We start from the raw sequence: 17,308 nt of genomic DNA on the forward strand, positions 1-17,308 counted from the left end.
GCGCTGCGCCTCGATCGCGATTATGAAAATGGTTCTCATTTTCAACGGCGCGACGTTTAGCCGCACGAAGTCCGGGCTGTCAAGGCTCCATGGCAAGTCAGGCGGCGCGGTCTTGAGGGCTGCGCACCGTGGTGTGGAGGCCGTCCGCGACGCGGAACGCGAGCTGGAGGGATTGGTCCGCGTTGAGGCGCGGATCGCAGTGCGTGTGGTAGCGGTCGGACAGGTCGTCCTCGGACACGTCCAGCGGGCCGCCCAGGCACTCGGTGACGTCCTGGCCGGTCATCTCCAGGTGGAGGCCACCGGGGTGCACGCCCTCGGCGGCGGCGACCTGGAGGAAGCCCATCACCTCCGCGAGGATCCGCTCCAGCGAGCGCGTCTTGTAGCCGTTGCTGGCCTTGTGCGTGTTGCCGTGCATCGGGTCGATGGACCACACCACGGGGCTGCCGTGACGCCGGGTGGCGGCCATCAGCCGGGGCAGGCGCGCGGCGACCTGATCCGAACCGAAGCGCCCGATGAGCGTGAGCTTGCCGGGGATGCCCTGGGGGTTGAGCGTGTCGATGAGGCGGATGAGGTCGTCCGGCTCCATCGTGGGACCGCACTTGAGCCCGATGGGGTTCTGGATGCCGCGCATGAACTCCACGTGGCCGCCGTCCAGTTGGCGGGTGCGCTCGCCAATCCAGAGCATGTGCGCGGACGTGTCGTACCAGCCGCCCGTGGCCTCATCGACGCGCGTCATGGCCTGCTCGACGTTGAGGAGCAGGGCCTCGTGGCTGGTGAAGAAGTCCACCGGGCGCACGGCGCCTTCGGACTCCGGCCGGTGGCCCAGGAGGCGGGTCAGGTCCGTGTAGCCCTCGCGCGCGAAGGCCCGCACCAACTGCATCGTCTCCGCGGACTGGTGGTACGCGCGCAGCAGGCGCTGGGGATCCGGCGTGCGCTCGCGCGCGTCGAAGTCCATGCCGTTGATGATGTCGCCGCGGTAGCTGGGCAGGGTGACGCCGTTGACGGTCTCCGTGGCGTTGGAGCGCGGCTTGGCGAACTGGCCGGCGATGCGACCCACCTTCACCACCGGGCAGCCGCCCGCGAACGTGAGCACGCCCGCCATCTGGAGCAGGAGCTGGAAGGTGCCGCGCACGTTCTCGGCGGAGAACTCCTTGAAGCTCTCCGCGCAGTCGCCGCCCTGGAGCAGGAAGGCCTTGCCCTCGGCCACCTGGCCCAGGGCTTCGCGCAGACGGCGGGTCTCCTCGGCGTGCACCAGCGGCGGCAGGCGCGCCAGCTCCGCCTCCACGCGCGCGAGGGCGGACAGGTCGGGGTAGTCGTCGGGGATGTAGCGGACCGGCTTCGCCCGCCAGGAGGAGGGGGACCAGGAGGTATTCGTCACGGGAGCGCCGTCACTTTCGGGGGCAGGATTCCCTGCGCGACGCAGGAGTCGAGGTATCGGTAGAGGAGGTTCCGGTCGGTGGGAGGGCAGCGGACGCCGGTGCCCTCCAGCGCGGCCAGCAACCGTTCACAGCGGATGGGGCCCAGGCCGAAGGCCGGGGTGGAGTCCCCGCTGCGCAAGTCGAAGAACGCGAGCGTGGCGTCGTGGCCGCCGGAGCCCTTCGCGACGCGGTCGCGCCACTCCGGCACGTGGCACAGGTCGAGCGGGTAGCCGTAGTCGCGCACCCAGCCGAAGAGCTCCGACAGGCGCACCTCCGCGGCGGGCGTCACGTTGAACACCGCGCCCGGATGCGACGCGCGCGAGAGCTGGACGATGGCGCTGGCCACGAAGTCCACCGGCGTCCAGACCTCGCCCACGTCCAAGAGCGGCAGGGCGCCAACGGGCAGGCCCGCGAGCACGATGCGCCACACCAGGTCCTGTGTGTTGACGAGCGCGGTGTCCGGAGCGCCCACCACGCGGCCCAGGCGGTACACCGTCGCGGGCAGGCCGCGCTCGGAGGCCTGTTGCACCAGCCGCTCCGCGATCCACTTGCTCTGCTGGTAGCCGTCGCGCAGGCCGGGGTGCGCGGGGACGAAGGCCTCCGGCACATCCGGGGACAGGTTCGCCTGGGGCGCCACCGCCAGCGTGGACACGTAGTGGAAGGGCTTGGGGCGGACGGCGGCGGCCAGCTTGAGCAGCTCGCGTGTGCCGCGCACGTTGACGCCCTGGAGGCTGCCGTACTCGCGCACCACGCTGACGACCGCGGCGTTGTGGATGACGGCGTCGCACTCGGCGGCGAGCCCGTGGAAGCGCGTGGCGTCCAGGCCCAGCAGGGGCTGGGAGAGGTCCGCCGGAAGCGCGAGCACCCGCGACTCCAGTCCGGCCAGGGGCAGCTTCTGGCCGGTCAGCGCCGAGCGCAGCCGCTCCATCGCCTGCGCCTCGTCCTTGGCGCGCACGGGGCAGATGATGCGCGCGTCCGTCCGGGTCAGGAGCTGGTGGAGCAGGTGCGCGCCGACGAAGCCGGTGGCGCCGGTGAGGAGGACCTGACGGTAGCCGTATCCGGCGCCCGGCGGCTTGCGCGCCCAGGCCTCACCCGTGGTGGAGGGGACGATGTCCTCGCCCAGCTCCGCGTCCGCGAGCATCGCGGGCGTGAGGCCGCCAGCCTCCGCGCCGCCCGTGCTTCCGCCCTGGAGCGCCTGCGCGAGGCCGGACACGGTGGGGTGCTTGAAGACGGTGGCCACGGGGACGTCGCGCCCCACGGCGATGCCCAGCCGGTTGGCCACCTGGATGCTCTGGAGGGACTGGCCGCCCAGCTCGAAGAAGTCATCCTGGAGCGACGTGGCGGCGCGGCCCAGCACCTGCTCCCAGACCTCCAGCACCGTGCGCTCCATGGGCGTCGCGGAGGCGAGCAGCGCGGCGCTCTCGTCCGCGGGCAGCGCGTTCTGGAGGGCCTTGCGGTCGATCTTCCCGGTGCTGGTGCGCGGCAGCCGCTCCGCGAAGGCGAAGGCGCCGGGCACCATGGGCGCGGGCAGCGCCGCGAGCAGGTGCTTGCGCAGCTCCGCGGGCGACGGCTCGGGCGAGGCCACCAGGTGCGCGCACAGCCGGCGGGAGCCGCCCGGCAGCACCTGTCCGACGACGGCGGCCTCGCGGACGCCGGGATACATCAGCAACACGGTTTCGACTTCGCCCGGATCGATGCGGTGGCCGCTGATCTTGAACTCGTCGTCCACGCGGCCCACGAACACCAACTGACCGTCTTCGCGCACGCGCACCTTGTCGCCGGTGCGGTAGGCGCGGGGCGCTCCCTCCACCGCGTCCAGGCGGGTGAAGCGGGCGGCATCCAGCTCCGGGCGGCCCAGGTAGCCACGAGCGAGCGCGCCGCCCATCAGGCACAGCTCGCCCTCGTTACCGGGGGCAGCCAGCCGTCCCTGCGGCGTGACGACCGCGGCGATGACGCCGGGCAGCGGGCGGCCGATGGGGACCTCGTCACCGGAGGGCAGGGCGTCCGGCCCCGCGAGCTCCGCGACGGTGGCGACGACGGTGGCCTCGGTGGGGCCGTAGGTGTTGAGCAGGTGCACGCGGTCGCCCGCGACGTCCTTCCAGCGAGCGATGCGCTCCGGCAGCGCCGCCTCGCCGCCGATGATGACGGTGCGAAGCGCGTCGGGCAGCCGGGCGGCGCCGGTGGACAGGCTGTAGGCCAGCTCGTGCCAGAAGGCGGTGGGCAGGTCGAGCAGGGTGATGCCGGCTTCGGCGCAGGCCTCCATGAGGCGCGGCACCGACTGGAGCATCTCGTCCGTGCGCAGCACCAGCCGTCCGCCCGCGCACAGCGTGACGAAGATCTCCTCCACGCTGGCGTCGAAGTGGAGCGGAGCGAACTGGAGGACCCGGTCCTCGGGACCAACGCCGTAGCGCAGCGTCGCGCCCGCGACGAAGTGGGCCAGCGCCCCGTGCGTGATCTGCACGCCGTTGGGCTGTCCCGTGGAGCCGGACGTGTAGATGACGTAAGCGAGCCGCGCCTCGGCGCTCGATGCGGGCTCCGCATCGCGTGCGCCCATCCGCTGCGCGGAGGGTGCTAGCTCGGCGGCTGGCGCCATCGCAGTGGACGTGCTGGCGAGCCCGGGCCTATCGCTCGAAGCAGACTCCGCATTGCGTCCGTCTACCCGCTGGGCGGCGAGTTCCACCTTGGTGGCAAGTGCATTCCCGAAGGATGCGATGCGGTCAGCAGGCGTTACGCCCGGGCTGGCAAGCTCCATCGAATCTGGCGCCGAATTGTCGGCCTGCGCCAGCCGCTGCACGACGAGGACGCCCGGCGCGGTCGGATCCGTGTCGGGCGAGGGACGCTCGGACACCACCATCATGGCGGGCCGCGCGTCCTGGAGGATGGCCGCGTTGCGCGTGGCCGGCCCGGTCGGGTCGATGGGCAGGTAGCCCGCGCCCGCGAACAGGATGCCCAGGCTGGACACGATGGCGTCGATGCCCCGGGGCACCTTCACCGCCACCGCCGTGTCGGACCGCACGCCCGCTTCAATCAATCGCGAAGCCAGCGCCTGCGACGCCGTCACCAGCTCGCGGTAGGTCATCCGCCAGCGGCCGTGCTCCAGCGCGACCGCGTCCGGACGGACCTCTGCCTGGGCCTTGAGCAGCTCCAGGACCGGGCGCACCGGAGGGACCGGCCCGCCATCCAGGAGGGAACCAACCGCGCCCGACGCGGAACGCCGCACCGGCTGCTCGGGTTGGGCGAGCAACGACTCCAGCAACTGGAGAAACCCGCGCTGGTGTTCCTCGAGCGCGGCCTCCGTGTAGCAGGAGGGATTCGCGTCCAGGTCCACGCGCAGGGCCGTTCCACCCGACCGCGCATGGAAGCCGAAGGACAGGTCCTCCACCGGGCCCGCGGAGATGTTGTGCGCCGTGCCCGGCACGCCCGCGAAGTCCAGGGCGTAGTCGAACGGCATGATGTTGACGACGGGGCCGAACAGCTTGCGCTGTCCACCCACGAGGCGCAGGTCGCGCCGCAGCTGCTCGTAGCGGTAGCGCAGATGGGGACGCGCGGCCTTCATCTCCGCCGCCACGTCGCGGGCCAGCGCGTACAGCCCCGCGTCCGGCCTTACGGAGACGCGCAGCGGCACGATGTTCATCGCCATGCACGGCACGCGCAGCGACGCCGAACCCAGCCGGCCCATCACCGGCAGGCCCAGCACGGCCTCCGGCGCGCCCGTGCGCTGGTGCAGGTAGATGGCCGTCACGGCCAGCACCAGGTCGGACCAGCTCACGCCCGCCTGCTTCGCGCCCGCCTGCAGCGCCGCCATCAGCTCCGGCCGCAGGTGCTCCGACCGCCGCAGGAAGCGCGACGACATGGGCGCCGCCTCCGCGAGCAGCGGGGGCACCGGCGCGTCCTCGAAGCGCTTCACCCAGAAGTCGCGGTCCTTCTGAAGCTGGGCGCCGCCGCGGTACGCGACGTCCTCATCGAGCACGGGGCCCAGCCGGCTGAACCCCGCCGGCGCGGCCTTGCCCGTCACCTCCGCCGTGTACAGCTCCGCCACCCGCCGCGCGAGCAGCGAGAAGCCATAGCCATCCATGGCGATGTGGTGGATGCGCTGGAACCAGAAGGACCGCTCCGGCCCCACCGTGAGCAGCGCCTGCGCGAACAGCGGGCCCGCGCCCAGGTCCACCGTGCGGCCCAGGTCCTTCCACATCCACTCCTGCGCGGCGGCCCACGGATCGGTCTCGCCGCTCAGGTCCACGTGCTGGAGCGTCCAGTCCGTCCCCGCGTCGATGCGCTGGACCGGCCCCTCCGCGCCCGCGACGAAGCGCGAGTGCAGCGCGTCCGCGTCCGCCACCGCCTTGCGCAGGGCGGACTCGAAGCGCACGGGGTCCACGGCGCCGCGGAACTCGATGCACTCCCCGGCGTTGTAGACGGGGCTCTTCAGGTCGAGCTGTTGCCCCACCCAGATGCCGTGCTGGGCCGCGGTCAGCGGGCGGTTGTCCTGGGATGGGGGAAGCATGACGGGGGAACTCCGAGGGGGAAGAGGGGGCCGCCCCGAGGGCGGGTTATGAGACGCGAGCGCCAGGGGCCATCGCGGCAGGCTGCTTCGCGGCGAGCAGCGCGTACCAGTCGGTGAGCGTGGGCTTCTCCGCGAGCTCCACGAAGGACACCTCCGTGCCGCCCTGCCGCCAGCGCTCCACCAGGCTCATCAGGCGGATGGAGTCCATGCCGCGCTCGAGCAGGTTGTCGTCCTCGCCAATCGCGGAAGCGGACTCCATCAGCAGCTCCGCCACGTCCGCGCGAAGCTGCTCGCGGTCCACCGCCGCACCGGCGGCCTGCACCGGCATCGCGTCCATGAGCTGCTGCGTGGTGGTGACGAACGCCACGAGCTTCGAGGCGTACTCCAGCGCCATCTGGTGCTTCTCCAGCGAGAAGTCCGCGACGGCATCCGCGACGAGGAAGGGACGGATCTCGCTCATGGAGCCGTCGCTGGCCGTCTGGAGGCATCCGATGTGCGCGTAGATGCCGCAGATGATGAGCTGGTCGCGGCCGTGCTCGCGCATCAGGTCCATCAGGCGCGTGTTGCGGAACGCGCTGTAGCGCCACTTGGTGAGGACGGTGTCGCCCTCGGCCGGAGTGAGCTCGTCGATGATCTGCTGCTTCGGTCCGGCGCGGACGCCGGGGCCCCAGAACTCCAGCTGGAGGCCGCGCTGCTCCGGCGTCTGGTCTCCCGGCTGCGCGGAGTAGACGACGGGGATGCCCAGCTTCACGGCGTGCTCACGCAGGCGCTGGATGTTGGCCACCAGGTCCGTCACCGGGGACTGCCCCTGCGTGAAGGCGTCCACGAAGTAGCGCTGCATGTCGTGGATGAGCAGGACGCAGCGCTTGGGCTCCGGCGTCCAGGCGAGCTTGTTCCGGGGCAGGTCCGCCGCGCCGGGCATGGAGTAGGGGGCAATGGCAGGCAGTGCCATGGAGGGCTCCTGTTTCAGGGAGAGGGAGTGGAGAGGGACTGGCGCAGGCTGTCGCGCAGCGCCTTCTTGCTGACCTTGCCGACGCCCGTCTGCGGGAAGGCCGCGACGAACTCGATGCGGTCGGGGATCTTGAACGACGCCAGGCCGCGCTGGCGCAGGAAGGCGTTGAGCGCGGAGGGGGCGGGGGCCTCGCCTCGGGGGATGACGACGGCGCAGGTGCGTTCGCCCAGGAACTTGTCCGGGATGGCCACCACCGCGGCGTCGCTGACGGAAGGGTGGGCGAGCAGGTGGTTCTCCACCTCCTCCGCCGCGACCTTGTCGCCGCCCCGGTTGATCTGATCCTTCGCGCGCCCCTCCACCACGAGGTAGCCCTCGGGCGTCAGGCGCACCAGGTCGCCCGTGCGGTAGAAGCCGTCCGTCGTGAAGGCCTTCGCGTTGTGCGCGTCCGCCTTGTAGTAGCCGCGGATGGTGTACGGCCCGCGCGTGAGCAGGTGCCCCGTCTCACCCGGAGCCACTGGCACGTCATCGTCGTCCACCACGCGCAGCTCGTCCGCGTCCGACATGGGGCGGCCCTGCGTGGTGACGATGCGCGTCTCCGGGTCGTCCAGCCGCGTGTAGTTCACCAGGCCCTCGGCCATGCCGAAGACCTGCTGGAGCCCGCAGCCCAGCGTGGGGCGCACGCGCGCGGCGGCCTCGTCACTCAAGCGGGCGCCGCCCACCTGGAGGACCTTCAGGCTGGACAGGTCGTGCTTCTTCGCCAGCGTCGAGTCCAGCCACACCATGGTCAACGGCGGCACCAGCGCGGTGACCGTGACGCGCTCGCGCTCGATGAGCGGGAACGCCACGTCCGGGCTGGGGTTCAGCGCCATCACCGCCGTGCCGCCCGCGTAGAACGTGCCCAGCACGCCGGGCGAGGACATGGGGAAGTTGTGAGCCGCCGGCAGCGCGCACAGGTACACCGTCTCCGCGGTGAGCTGGCACACGTCCACGCTGGCGCGCAGGCTGTAGATGTAGTCGTCGTGCGTGCGCGGAATCAGCTTGGGCACGCCGGTGCTGCCGCCGGACAGCTGGAAGAACGCCACGTCGGACGGCGACGGACCCTCCAGTTTCACGGGCTCCGCGGGCACGGAGGCCAGCGCCGTGTGCGCGCCCGCGTCACCCAGCACCAGCACGTGCTTGAGCGTGGGCGTGGCGGCCTTCACCTGCTCCGCGAGCCCCCGGTAGTCGAAGCCACCGAAGCGGTCCGGGATGACGTACGCGACGGCTTCCGTGAAGGCGCAGAAGTAGCCGATCTCCGAGGCGCGGTGCGCCGGCAGCGCGAACACCGGCAGCGCGCCCATGCGGAACAGCGCGAAGATTACCTCGTAGAACTCCGGCACGTTGGGCAGTTGCACCACCACGCGGTCGCGAGGACGGATGCCCAGCGCGTGGAAGCCCGCGGCCATGCGGTCCACGCGCGCATCCAGCTCCGCGTACGTCCAGCGGTGCGCGCCGCCCACCAGCGCCACGCGCGACCCGAAGTCCCGGGCGCGGTCGCGCAGGAGCTGGCCGAAGGTCTCCCCACGCCAGTAACCAGCCTCGCGGTAGCGCCGGGCGAAGTCCTCCGGCCACGTGGGGCAGCCGGGCAGGTGTTCTCGCGCGGTGCTCACGGCTGCACCTCGAGGCCCAGGCCCATGGCCTGGAGCATGGTGCGGAACTTGGCCTCGGTCTCCGCGAGCTCCGCCTCCGGCGTGGAGCCCACGACGATGCCCGCGCCCGCGAAGAGGCGCAGGGTGCGCTCGTCGGCCTCCGCGCAGCGGATGGTGACGGCCCACTGACCGTCGCCGTTCGCGTCGCACCAGCCCACGGTGCCCGTGAAGTAGCCGCGGTGGAACGGCTCGATGTTCGCGATGGCCTCGTGCGCCAGCGCCGTCGGGTGGCCGCACACCGCCGGGGTGGGGTGCATGGCCAGCGCCAGCGTCAGCGAGGTGATGGACGGATCCTTCAGCTCACCCGTGATGCGGGTGGACAGGTGCCACATCGTCTGGGTGCTCACGAGCGACGGGCCCTTGGGCACATCCAGCGTCTTGCAGAAGGGCCGCAGCGCCTCCGCCACCGCGTCGATGACGACCGCGTGCTCGTGCAGGTCCTTGGGCGACGCCATCAGCCGCGTGGCCCGCGCCTGGTCCTCCACCGGATCCGCACTGCGCGCGGCGGAGCCGGCCAGCGGATTGGCCAGGACCTGGAGGCCGGAGCGCGCCACCAGCAGCTCCGGGCTCGCGCCGATGAGCGTGCGCCGGCCCGCGCCGGGAGCCGCGTCCGCGTGCTGCGGCAGGTCCACCGCGAAGGTGTATCCATGCGGGTTGCGGCGGGCCAGATTGTGCAGGAGCTGCCGCAGGTCCACGGGCGCCGCGGTGTCCACGTGCAGGGAGCGCGACAGCACCACCTTGCGCAGCGGGCCCTGCTGCATGAGCTTCAGCGCCGCCGCCACGCCGTCCTTGTACGCGGAGGGCTCCGGCACCGGCCGCAGCGTGTACTGACCGGCCAGGGGAGACCGCGCCGCAGCGGCCGTGTCGAACACCATGGGCCCCGCGCGCTGGATGGTCATGGGCACCACGAGGTGCGCCGCCACCTTGCCGTCGAAGGGCACCGCGCCGATGGCCACCGGGATGTCATGCGCCGCGTCCCGCGAGGCGTTGAGCACCGAGGCCACGCGCTCCGGCAGGCCGTCCAGTGAGTTCGCTCCGCCCGCGTCCGGCACCGTGGCGAACACGCCGCGCGCCAGCATGGTGCGCTTGGGGGACGCGAAGAAGAACGCGCCCGCGTCGTAGTCGCGCAGGAGCCGCGCCGCCAGCGCCTCCTGCTCCGGCTCCCGCGCCACGGCCGGCGCGCCCACCACGCCGTCCACCGTCCGCGCGTCCGTCTGCCGTTCAACGATTTTGGTATCAGGAATCATTCTCAACTCGGGGGCGATTTTGGGGAGGAAGTCAGGGGAGGGAAGGCGAACGCCGTGGGCGCGCTACACGCCCAGCGTGGCGCCGCCGTCGATACACAGGTCGTGCATCGTGATGTGCCGGGCCTGGTCGGACGCGAGGAACACCACGGCCTCCGCGATGTCGTCCGGCGTGGCGATGCGGCGCAGCGGGATGCCCGTGCGGTACGTGTCCAGCGAGCCCTGGATGACACGGGCGGGGCCGGACTCGTCCGTCCACATGCCCCGCTGCATGGCGGTGTCGGTGGAGCCGGGAGACACGATGTTGCAGCGGATGCCGTGCTCGGCCAGCTCCAGCCCCAGGCATTTGGTGAACATGGTGGAGGCGGCCTTGGACGCCGCGTAGGCCGCCATCTGCATGCGTGGAACGCCGGCCGCGTTGGAGCCCACCGTCACGATGGCGCCGGAGCGGCGGGGCACCATGTGCCGGGCCACCGCGCGCGAGACATGGAACACGCCGTGCGTGTTGACGGCGAAGGTGGACATCCAGTCCGCGTCGCTCTGCGTGAGCACGGAGCCCATGCGCAGGATGCCCGCCACGTTGGCCAGCACCTGGATGGGGCCCAGCTTGGAGTCGATGTGCGCGATGGCGTCCTCGATGCCGTCCTTGTCGCGCACGTCCACCGGGAACGCGGTGGCCTTCAGGCCCTGCTGGCGCAGCTCCGCCACCAGCAGCTCCAATCCAGCGGCGTTCTGGTCGAACACCGCGACGGGCATGGTGCGCGCCAGCTTGCGTGCGACCGCGGCGCCAATACCTTGCGCCGCGCCCGTCACCACCGCGTGTCCCGTCGTCGAAGACATCAGCCGCCCACCTGGATTGTTTGAATGAAAATGAGAACCATTCTCATTATTGGGGCCCGGAAGTGCCATGGCCGGAAATTCCTGTCAAGGAGGCTGATGCCTGGAGCCGCCCCATGTCTGCCTTCACGGACGGTGGTTGAGCGATTGTTTCAGTCTCAGGCGGCGCTGGCCTTCACGGAGGCCGTCTCGCGGAGCACCTCGCCGGCGGCGGCGATGGTGTGATCAATCTGCTCCACGGTGTGCACGGCGCTGATGAAGTTCAGGTCGCGGCGGAGGATGACGCCCCGGCGGGCCATGCCTGCCTGGAAGGGGATCATCTTCTCGATGTGCTCGGGGATGACCTTGCTGAAGCGGAAGAAGGGCACGGCGTCATAGCCGATGACCTCCAGGCTGGAGCCCGTCTCACGCGCGTGGGCGTTGACGCCGTCGCGCAGGCGGCGGCCCAGGCTGGCGATGTGCTCCACGTGGTTGGTGCGGCGGTATTCGTTGATGACCGCCTCACACACGGCCAGTGAGAGCATCTCTCCGCCGAACGTGGTGGAGACCTGGAGCTCGCTCAGGCGCGACAGGTACTTCTCCGGGCCCGCGATGGCGGACAGGGGCATGCCCGCGGCGATGCCCTTGGACAGGGTGACGAAGTCCGCCTGGATGTCGAAGAACTGCTGCGCGCCGCCCAAAGCCAGACGGAAGCCGGTGACGACCTCGTCCAGGACGAACATCACGCCGTGCTTCGCGCAGGTCTCCTTCACCTGGAGGAGGAACTCGCGGGTGACGGTGCGGTTGTACGGGATGGCCAGCAGCACGCAGGCCAGCTGGGCGCCGTGCTTCTCGATGTGCTCGATGAGCGCGGGCTCGTCCGGGGGCGTGAAGAGGGGCAGGCGGGTGGTGAGCTTCGCGACCGTCGGGGGCACGCCCGGCGTGTCGTACATGAAGTGGTCGTGCCAGCCGTTGTAGCCCACGGTGACGATGTGCTCGCGGCCGGTGAGGTGGCGCGACAGGCGCACGGCGGCGGAGGTGGCGTCCGCGCCCGTCTTGAAGAAGCGGGCCATCTCCGCGCCGGGAATCACCTCCACCAGCGCCTTCACGGAGGAGACCTCCACCGGCGTGGGCAGCGAGTGGATGATGCCCTCCGCCAGGTGCTTGCGGATGGTCTCCACCACGGCCGGGTGGTTGTGGCCCAGCATGTTGGCGCCCAGCGCCTGGATGAAGTCGATGTACTCCTGGCCGTCCGCGTCCTCCACCAGGGCGCCGTTGCCCCTGGCGAGGAACACGGGGAAGGCGCCGGGGGCGAAGTGGTCCGGCTTCTTCATCATCGTCTGGGTGACGCCGGGGACCCACTTGCGGGCCTCGGCGAGCAGCTGGTTGGAGCGCTCCAGCTTGAGCTCCCCCACGATGGGGCGGGGCAGTGACGGGTGACGCGGTGCTGTCTGGGACATGGAAGGGTCCTGGTGAGGGGTGGAAGGGGATTCAGGGCGCGGGCGTCGCGTCCAGCCGCACGGCGCGGCCCGCGAAGGTCCACAACAGCCCGAGCGCGAGCGCGGAGATGACCACGGCCAGCCAGCCCAACTGCGCGAAGCCGATGAGCGTGCCGTCCGGCGCGGTGGTGAGCAGCAGTCCGCCCATCCACGCGGCGAGCCCGGAGGCGCCGTCGCTGGCGGCGATGTTGACCGCGAGGTAGCGGCCCCGGATGGCCGGCGGCACCTGCGATGCGACCAGCGCCATGGTGGGGATGGCGCGGCCGGAGGTGAGCGTCATGAAGAGCACGAAGACGACGGCCACCACCGGCAGCGGAGACGGAGGCAGGTGGGTGAAGAGCAGGTGCGGCGCCATGGTGGCGACGAGCAGCAGCGCCAGCGCGCGAGCGGGTACCAGGCGGTCCGCCATCCGGCCAATCCAGCGCGAGCTGAAGAAGGTGGCCGCGCCGCCCGCCAGGTACACCCAGGGCAGGTCCGTGAGGGACAGGCCCACGTTGCCCACCATGAAGGCGCCCAGGTAGGGGATGAGCAGGAAGCTGGCGAACACCACCGTGAAGGTGAGGCCCCAGCCCAGCGCCAGCCGGGGCGTGAAGCCCGTGGTGGCGGAGGCACCGGATGCCTGGGACAGGTGTCCGTCCACGCGAGGCAGGAAGCGAAGGAGGAGCAGCCACACGACGCCCGCGAGCCCCGCGAGGACGATGAACGGCGCGCGCCAGCCCCCGAGGTTCGCGAGGCCCAGCCCCAGCGGCACGCCCGCGACGGCGGACAGCGCGTAGGCCGTCATCACGGTGCCGATGGACTGGCCCCGGCGCTCCGGAGGCACCGTGTCGCTGACGATGGCGATGACGACGGCGCCCATCAGGCCCGCGCAGCCTCCGGCGACGGTGCGGGCGATGAGCAGGCCCGTGGCCCCGGTGGCCGCGCCGCACAGGAGGGTGGCGACGATGAAGCCCGCGTAGAGCATCAGCAGCGTGCGCTTGCGCTCCAGGCGATCCAGCCAGAACACGCCCAGCACGCCCATGGCCGCGGACGCGAGCGTGTACGCGGACACCAGCGCTCCGAACCGCGTCGCCGACAGCGAGAGCCGCTGCATCAGCAACGGGCCCAGTGGCATCAGCATCATGAAGTCGACGACGTGGGTGAACTGCACCGCCGCGAGGAGCCACAGCAGCGTGCGCTCGCGGGGGGCGGGGGATGGAGCACTCAAGACAATCACCTGAATCCAGACACACGTCGGCCATGGCCTGTCCCGGCAATGCCAGGCAGGGCTCGGCCAGGCCCGGGCGCACTTCGCGCCGGACCGCCGTGTTTTGTTGCAGCTCAGCGAATGATAATGAGAATCATCCTCAGAAATCTTCCGGAGTCAATGGGAAAGCGGGTTCTGTGACGCAAACGTCTCTCCGCGGCCTCGGGGCGTACGTCCGGCTTGACGGTCTGCACTCGGGGCGGAAGGGTGGATGCCGGGCGCAGTCCGTCCTCTGTTCGTTCCATCCAAGGAGTCGAGGGTGAAGAAGCTCGTCAACGCGCCGCGCGCGGTGGTGCAGGAGATGTTGGAGGGGTTCGTGGCGCTGGCGCCGGGCCAGGCGTTGCTGGAGGGGGAGACGGTGGTGGTGCGCGCGGACGTGCCGGCGGCGTTGGGGGCGCGGAAGGTGGCGGTGTTGTCGGGTGGAGGCAGTGGCCACGAGCCGGCGCATGCGGGCTACGTGGGGACGGGGATGCTGCACGCGGCGGTGGCGGGGGACGTGTTCACGTCACCGAGCACGGACGCGGTGCTGGCGGCGATCCGGGCGGTGGCGGGGACGGCGGGGGCGCTGCTCATCGTGAAGAACTACACGGGGGACCGGCTCAACTTCGGGCTCGCGGCGGAGCTGGCGCGAGCGGAGGGGATTCCCACGGAAGTGGTGGTGGTGGCGGACGACGTGGCGCTGCGGGATACGGTGGAGCCCGAGCGGCGCCGGGGCATCGCGGGCGTGGTGCTGGTGCACAAGGTTGCGGGGGCGGCGGCGGCGGCGGGAGCATCGCTGGCGGAGGTGGCGCGCGAGGCCTCCGAAGCGGCCGCGGCGCTGGGCAGCATGGGCGTGGCGCTGGGGCCGTGCACGGTGCCGGCGGCGGGCAAGCCGGGCTTCGCGTTGGGAGAGGGAGAGGTGGAGCTGGGGCTGGGAATTCACGGCGAGCAGGGGGTGCGCCGGGTGGCGTTGCAGCCCGCGGACGTGCTGGCGGACACGATGCTGTCCACCATCGTGGAGGACCGGAAGGTGGGCCGGGGTGACCGGGTGGCGTTGATGGTGAATGGGTTGGGAGGCACGCCGCCCATGGAGCTGGCCATCGTGACGCGCCGGGCGCTGGCGTTCCTGGCGGAGCGGGGCGTGACGGTGGAGCGCGCATGGCAGGGCACGTTCCTGTCGGCGTTGGAGATGCCGGGGTGCTCGCTGACGTTGCTGAAGGTGGATGACGCGAGGCTCGCGCGGTTGGACGCGCCGACGGAGGCGCCAGCGTGGCCGGGGCGGGGGCGGGTGGTGACGCGGCGCCAGGTGGTGCCCACGCGCCCCGCGCTGCCGACGGTGGAGGGACATCCGAAGCCGCAGCCGGTGATGGCGCAGGTGCGCGCGTCGGCGCTGGCGGTGGCGGACGCCTGGGACGCGGCGGAGGCGAAGCTGACGGAGCTGGACAGCAAGGCGGGGGATGGAGACCTGGGCCTGAGCCTGGCGCGCGGCGCGGCGGCGATCCGCGCGTTGCCGGAGGGGGCGTGGGCCACGCCGTCGGGAGCGTTGACGGAGATGGGGCAGGCGTTGCGCCGGAGCATCGGCGGCAGCTCCGGACCGTTCTACGCGACGGCGTTGCTGCGGGCGGCGCGCTTCCTGGCGAACAAGCCGGCGGACGCGGCGGCCTGGGCGAAGGCGTTCGAGGTGGCGGTGGAGGCGGTGTCGGAGCTGGGCGGGGCGAAGCCGGGAGACCGGACGATGGTGGATGCGCTGCATCCGGCGGCGACGACGTTCGTGCGTGCGGTCCGGGAGGGGCGGGCGCTGGGAGACGCGTGGGCGGAGGCGACACGCGCTGCGGAACAGGGCGCGGAGGCGACCGCGAGCATGTCACCGCGACTGGGCCGGGCCAGCTACCTGGGGGAGCGCGCGAAGGGGGTTCCGGACGCGGGGGCGGTGGCGGTCGTGATCTGGATGAAGGCGCTGGGTGGGCGCGCGGGGTGACGCGGCTCAGGCTTCGTTGTCGGGCAGGAGCGTGAGGAGCAGCTCGTCGTCGGGGCCCAACGGGCGCCAGCCGGGCGGAGGCGGTGACGCGAGGAGTGTGTCTCCCGCGCGGTTCACACGCGCCTCATGGGTTTCTGGCGTGAACGCACCCAGTCGGGCAAGCAGCTTGATCACCTGGAACCGGGTCGCCTCATCCGTGATGGCTGGCCAACCCTCGGGGAACTCCCCCGCCACCTCACGCGCGAAAACATCGCGTATCAGGCGAGTCACTTGCCGACGCTGCGCTGCCTCGGAGAGCAGGCCGTGAAAGACCTGAATCGCGGCAACATCGTCCTTGCCGAGTTCCTCGGCGAGTCCAAGAAGCGGAACGGTTGGACGCGAGCTGGCGAATTCCGTGAGCGAGGCATGGCCGCGTTCGCGGACTCGCTCATACATTCGAACCTTCCAGTTTCCCTGCCACGAGCGTCCGTCGGTCATCGCCGTCTCGCAGGAACGAAGCTCACCGGAATGTCATAGATGTTCATGTACTGCGCCACGATGTCCAGGACCTCGTTTCGCGTCAACGTCCGGCCAAGACGGGTTTCCGCTTTGCGGAGTTCACTCATGATGAGTTGATTCCACTCCCTGGGCCACAGGCGCCCAAGTCTCCAGTCTCCTCCTCCGTGAATCGCTTCGTGGTGTGACTGCTCCAGCCGGACGCAGAACTGGTCGATGTCCATCTCGCCCGTGAACCCGCGCTTCTCGAACCACTCGCGATGCTCCTGCGGCAGGACGTGGTGCCTGGGGGCGCTGGACATTCCGGCTCCGGCCCTGCCGGTCTCGTGCATCGCGCGGACTTCGGGACTGTCTCCCAGTGCCTCTCGCACTCCCTTGGGCAGGTCCTGCTTCGCCTGCGACATCAGCACCTGACCCGCGTGGATGCGGACCGCAGCGCTGACGACGGGCGCGGAGATGACTCCCGCCTGTACCAGCCTGCGCATCCGCTCGACCCATTCGGCGGTGACGACGACGCGCGAGCCCATCATCACGCCTCCCGAGCCCATCACGAGCCCGACCCCCAGCGTGACGGGAGCGGCGGGTGGCGGCCTTGGCAGCGTCGCCTTCAGGGCTGAAACCAGTGTGAGCATTTCGAGGACCTGGGCCGCCGCGACGACACGACCGCCACGCTCCATCGCGACGCGCGCGCCTTCCTGGATGGATTGGAACTCCCGGGTGAACTGCCCCATCAGTGCGGGCATCGCTGTCGCCGTGGCCTGCACCTTGTCGGGGTCCATGGACGCGAGCGCTGTCATCGCGGGCTCGAGCCGCTTCTGCACGCGGTCCAGGTCCACGAACAGCCGCTCGACTCCGTAAAAGGGGCACTCCTTCTGAATGACCTCCGCGAGCCGCAGGAAGTCGAGCCAGGTGGCCAGAAGCATCGCGCCGCTCATGACCGCTTCGAGACGCGGACCTGTCAGGCGGAGGATTGCCGCTCGCATGTCCGCGTCCTCGACCGACTCCGCGGCGTCCGCGAGCGAAGCGACTCTCGCGGTCGCGCCCCGCAGCCAGGGCACCTGGATGGCGCCGTAGTCGGTGTACCGGGTGAAGACGCCGTCGGATCCTCCCAGGCCCTTCGTGTTCTCCGCGAGCCTGGGGATCGCTCGGGCAACGCCATCCACCGTGTCCTTCACCTCCCGAAGGACTTCGATGACGGCCTGATGGGTGAGGGGAGCGGACGATTGCCCGCCTATCCGGGACCGCGTGTCAGGGGAACGCCGACGCTCCGGCGAGTCATCGGGGGCGATGGCCGCCCTCTGGTGAAGCACACGCGGACCGCTACGGCGCTCAGGCGCCTTCACGCCCGCGCATCCTGAAGCAATCAAGACCGCGCACAGCGCCAAGACCCCTTCGCGCATGAGCTCCTCCCGCAGGGGCGCGACCCTTGCGACGCCTTGGCGGCCCCACCACGTTTGCGGAGGAAGACAGTTCTGGAGGCGGGATGAAAGAC

Annotated in this window: 11 protein-coding genes; 1 reads left to right on the forward strand and 10 read right to left on the reverse strand. The window is 71.1% G+C overall.

What is annotated here, in order from left to right; genetic code table 11:
- Window positions 1–97: 97 nt before the first annotated feature.
- From ACX114_RS19090 to mxcK, 8 genes are all read right to left on the reverse strand, one after another.
- Window positions 98–1,378 carry a 3-deoxy-7-phosphoheptulonate synthase class II gene (locus ACX114_RS19090; RefSeq protein WP_459299738.1) on the reverse strand — a complete coding sequence of 427 codons (1,281 nt, stop codon included), beginning with the start codon at window positions 1,376–1,378 and terminating at the stop codon, window positions 98–100.
- A complete protein-coding gene (locus ACX114_RS19095) occupies window positions 1,375–5,919 on the reverse strand; it encodes an amino acid adenylation domain-containing protein (RefSeq protein WP_459299740.1) in 4,545 nt (1,514 codons plus the stop codon). Before ACX114_RS19095 ends, ACX114_RS19090 begins: the two co-directional genes overlap by 4 nt.
- Before the next feature lie 46 nt (window positions 5,920–5,965).
- The gene (locus tag ACX114_RS19100) at window positions 5,966–6,871 is read right to left on the reverse strand and encodes an isochorismatase family protein (RefSeq protein WP_459299742.1); all 906 of its coding nucleotides are present in this window, start codon (window positions 6,869–6,871) and stop codon (window positions 5,966–5,968) included.
- A 14-nt stretch (window positions 6,872–6,885) separates the two neighbouring features.
- Window positions 6,886–8,520: a (2,3-dihydroxybenzoyl)adenylate synthase gene (locus tag ACX114_RS19105; protein ID WP_459299744.1), complete on the reverse strand. Its 1,635-nt coding sequence runs from the start codon at window positions 8,518–8,520 to the stop codon at window positions 6,886–6,888.
- A complete protein-coding gene (dhbC, locus tag ACX114_RS19110; protein ID WP_459299746.1) occupies window positions 8,517–9,806 on the reverse strand; it encodes an isochorismate synthase DhbC in 1,290 nt (429 codons plus the stop codon). The genes ACX114_RS19105 and dhbC overlap by 4 nt, the downstream gene beginning before the upstream one ends.
- Window positions 9,807–9,869: 63 nt before the next feature.
- The gene (locus tag ACX114_RS19115; protein WP_459299748.1) at window positions 9,870–10,643 is read right to left on the reverse strand and encodes a 2,3-dihydro-2,3-dihydroxybenzoate dehydrogenase; all 774 of its coding nucleotides are present in this window, start codon (window positions 10,641–10,643) and stop codon (window positions 9,870–9,872) included.
- 155 nt (window positions 10,644–10,798) lie between these two features.
- Complete coding sequence (gene mxcL, locus ACX114_RS19120) at window positions 10,799–12,079, reverse strand: myxochelin B biosynthesis transaminase MxcL (RefSeq protein ID WP_459299750.1); 1,281 nt, start codon at window positions 12,077–12,079, stop codon at window positions 10,799–10,801.
- A 31-nt stretch (window positions 12,080–12,110) separates the two neighbouring features.
- Window positions 12,111–13,334, reverse strand: coding sequence for a myxochelin export MFS transporter MxcK (gene mxcK / locus ACX114_RS19125; protein WP_459299752.1), 1,224 nt, complete (start codon window positions 13,332–13,334; stop codon window positions 12,111–12,113).
- 289 nt (window positions 13,335–13,623) lie between these two features.
- On the opposite strand from mxcK, the gene dhaL reads away from it, so the two are divergent.
- Window positions 13,624–15,321 (forward strand): dihydroxyacetone kinase subunit DhaL, encoded by a 1,698-nt coding sequence (gene dhaL / locus ACX114_RS19130; protein ID WP_459299754.1) that lies wholly within the window; start codon window positions 13,624–13,626, stop codon window positions 15,319–15,321.
- A gap of 6 nt (window positions 15,322–15,327) precedes the next feature.
- Here dhaL and ACX114_RS19135 read toward each other — a convergent pair whose 3' ends face one another.
- Together ACX114_RS19135 and ACX114_RS19140 are read right to left on the reverse strand one after the other, a co-directional pair.
- A complete protein-coding gene (locus tag ACX114_RS19135; RefSeq protein WP_459299756.1) occupies window positions 15,328–15,798 on the reverse strand; it encodes an NUDIX hydrolase in 471 nt (156 codons plus the stop codon).
- Complete coding sequence (locus tag ACX114_RS19140) at window positions 15,795–17,216, reverse strand: DUF2380 domain-containing protein (protein ID WP_459299758.1); 1,422 nt, start codon at window positions 17,214–17,216, stop codon at window positions 15,795–15,797. Before ACX114_RS19140 ends, ACX114_RS19135 begins: the two co-directional genes overlap by 4 nt.
- Between the last annotated feature and the right edge of the window lie 92 nt (window positions 17,217–17,308).

The organism is Corallococcus sp. M7 (assembly GCF_054512695.1).